Source organism: Streptomyces sp. NPDC051563 (genome assembly GCF_044454225.1).
Lineage (GTDB): Bacteria > Actinomycetota > Actinomycetes > Streptomycetales > Streptomycetaceae > Streptomyces.
Genome location: NZ_JBITDL010000072.1, coordinates 1 through 2,506, shown reverse-complemented (window position 1 = coordinate 2,506; position 2,506 = coordinate 1). Strand labels below are relative to the sequence as shown.

Annotated in this window: 2 rRNA genes (1 of these 2 cut by a window edge); both read right to left on the bottom strand. The window is 57.5% G+C overall.

Features of this window, described 5'->3' with window-relative positions:
• Positions 1-623 (bottom strand): 23S ribosomal RNA (locus ACIA8F_RS39100); it reaches 2,572 nt to the left of the window's first position.
• A 284-nt stretch (positions 624-907) separates the two neighbouring features.
• Positions 908-2,432 (bottom strand): 16S ribosomal RNA (locus ACIA8F_RS39095).
• Together the 16S and 23S rRNA genes form the textbook arrangement of a ribosomal RNA operon.
• Positions 2,433-2,506 lie beyond the last annotated feature (74 nt).

The window sequence follows — 2,506 nt, the reverse complement described above, 5'->3', positions numbered from 1 at the left end:
CCCACGGCTTGTAGGCACACGGTTTCAGGTACTATTTCACTCCGCTCCCGCGGTACTTTTCACCATTCCCTCACGGTACTATCCGCTATCGGTCACCAGGGAATATTTAGGCTTAGCGGGTGGTCCCGCCAGATTCACACGGGATTTCTCGGGCCCCGTGCTACTTGGGAGATTCTTAAGCAAGCCGCTGATGTTTCGTCTACGGGGGTCTTACCCTCTACGCCGGACCTTTCGCATGTCCTTCGACTACATCAACGGTTTCTGACTCGCCGACCGGCCGGCAGACCGATCAAAAGAATTCCCACAACCCCGCATGCGCAACCCCTGCCGGGTATCACACGCATACGGTTTGGCCTCATCCGGTTTCGCTCGCCACTACTCCCGGAATCACGGTTGTTTTCTCTTCCTGCGGGTACTGAGATGTTTCACTTCCCCGCGTTCCCTCCACACTGCCTATGTGTTCAGCAGTGGGTGACAGCCCATGACGACTGCCGGGTTTCCCCATTCGGACACCCCCGGATCAAAGCTCAGTTGGCAGCTCCCCGGGGCCTATCGCGGCCTCTCACGTCCTTCATCGGTTCCTGGTGCCAAGGCATCCACCGTGCGCCCTTAAAAACTTGGCCTACAGATGCTCGCGTCCACTGTGTAGTTCTCAAGCAACGACCAGTCACCCATCACCCTCACCCAAAAGGTGAAGTTCACTGGGGCCGGCATCGCGAAGATAAGACCTTACGGCCGTACCCTCAGACACCCAACAACGTGCCAAGCACGATCCCCGCCACTCTTCCTGTTTTCCACGCCGAAGCAGTACTCACAGAAGGTTTTGGAAACCGTGCCAACTAATCAACGTTCCACCCTGAGCTGACCGTGCAGAACGTTTGTCTGCAATCGGTACTGTGCTCCTTAGAAAGGAGGTGATCCAGCCGCACCTTCCGGTACGGCTACCTTGTTACGACTTCGTCCCAATCGCCAGTCCCACCTTCGACAGCTCCCTCCCTTACGGGTTGGGCCACCGGCTTCGGGTGTTACCGACTTTCGTGACGTGACGGGCGGTGTGTACAAGGCCCGGGAACGTATTCACCGCAGCAATGCTGATCTGCGATTACTAGCAACTCCGACTTCATGGGGTCGAGTTGCAGACCCCAATCCGAACTGAGACCGGCTTTTTGAGATTCGCTCCACCTCACGGTATCGCAGCTCATTGTACCGGCCATTGTAGCACGTGTGCAGCCCAAGACATAAGGGGCATGATGACTTGACGTCGTCCCCACCTTCCTCCGAGTTGACCCCGGCGGTCTCCTGTGAGTCCCCATCACCCCGAAGGGCATGCTGGCAACACAGGACAAGGGTTGCGCTCGTTGCGGGACTTAACCCAACATCTCACGACACGAGCTGACGACAGCCATGCACCACCTGTATACCGACCACAAGGGGGGCACTATCTCTAATGCTTTCCGGTATATGTCAAGCCTTGGTAAGGTTCTTCGCGTTGCGTCGAATTAAGCCACATGCTCCGCTGCTTGTGCGGGCCCCCGTCAATTCCTTTGAGTTTTAGCCTTGCGGCCGTACTCCCCAGGCGGGGAACTTAATGCGTTAGCTGCGGCACCGACGACGTGGAATGTCGCCAACACCTAGTTCCCAACGTTTACGGCGTGGACTACCAGGGTATCTAATCCTGTTCGCTCCCCACGCTTTCGCTCCTCAGCGTCAGTAATGGCCCAGAGATCCGCCTTCGCCACCGGTGTTCCTCCTGATATCTGCGCATTTCACCGCTACACCAGGAATTCCGATCTCCCCTACCACACTCTAGCTAGCCCGTATCGAATGCAGACCCGAGGTTAAGCCTCGGGCTTTCACATCCGACGTGACAAGCCGCCTACGAGCTCTTTACGCCCAATAATTCCGGACAACGCTTGCGCCCTACGTATTACCGCGGCTGCTGGCACGTAGTTAGCCGGCGCTTCTTCTGCAGGTACCGTCACTTTCGCTTCTTCCCTGCTGAAAGAGGTTTACAACCCGAAGGCCGTCATCCCTCACGCGGCGTCGCTGCATCAGGCTTTCGCCCATTGTGCAATATTCCCCACTGCTGCCTCCCGTAGGAGTCTGGGCCGTGTCTCAGTCCCAGTGTGGCCGGTCGCCCTCTCAGGCCGGCTACCCGTCGTCGCCTTGGTGGGCCATTACCCCACCAACAAGCTGATAGGCCGCGGGCTCATCCTTCACCGCCGGAGCTTTTAACCCCCGCCCATGCAGGCAGGAGTGTTATCCGGTATTAGACCCCGTTTCCAGGGCTTGTCCCAGAGTGAAGGGCAGATTGCCCACGTGTTACTCACCCGTTCGCCACTAATCCACCCCGAAGGGCTTCATCGTTCGACTTGCATGTGTTAAGCACGCCGCCAGCGTTCGTCCTGAGCCAGGATCAAACTCTCCATGAATGTTTACCCGTAATCGGGTGCACACGCACTTAGAGCGGGACAGTCATGTCGGAATAAGACCGACCGTCCACTGC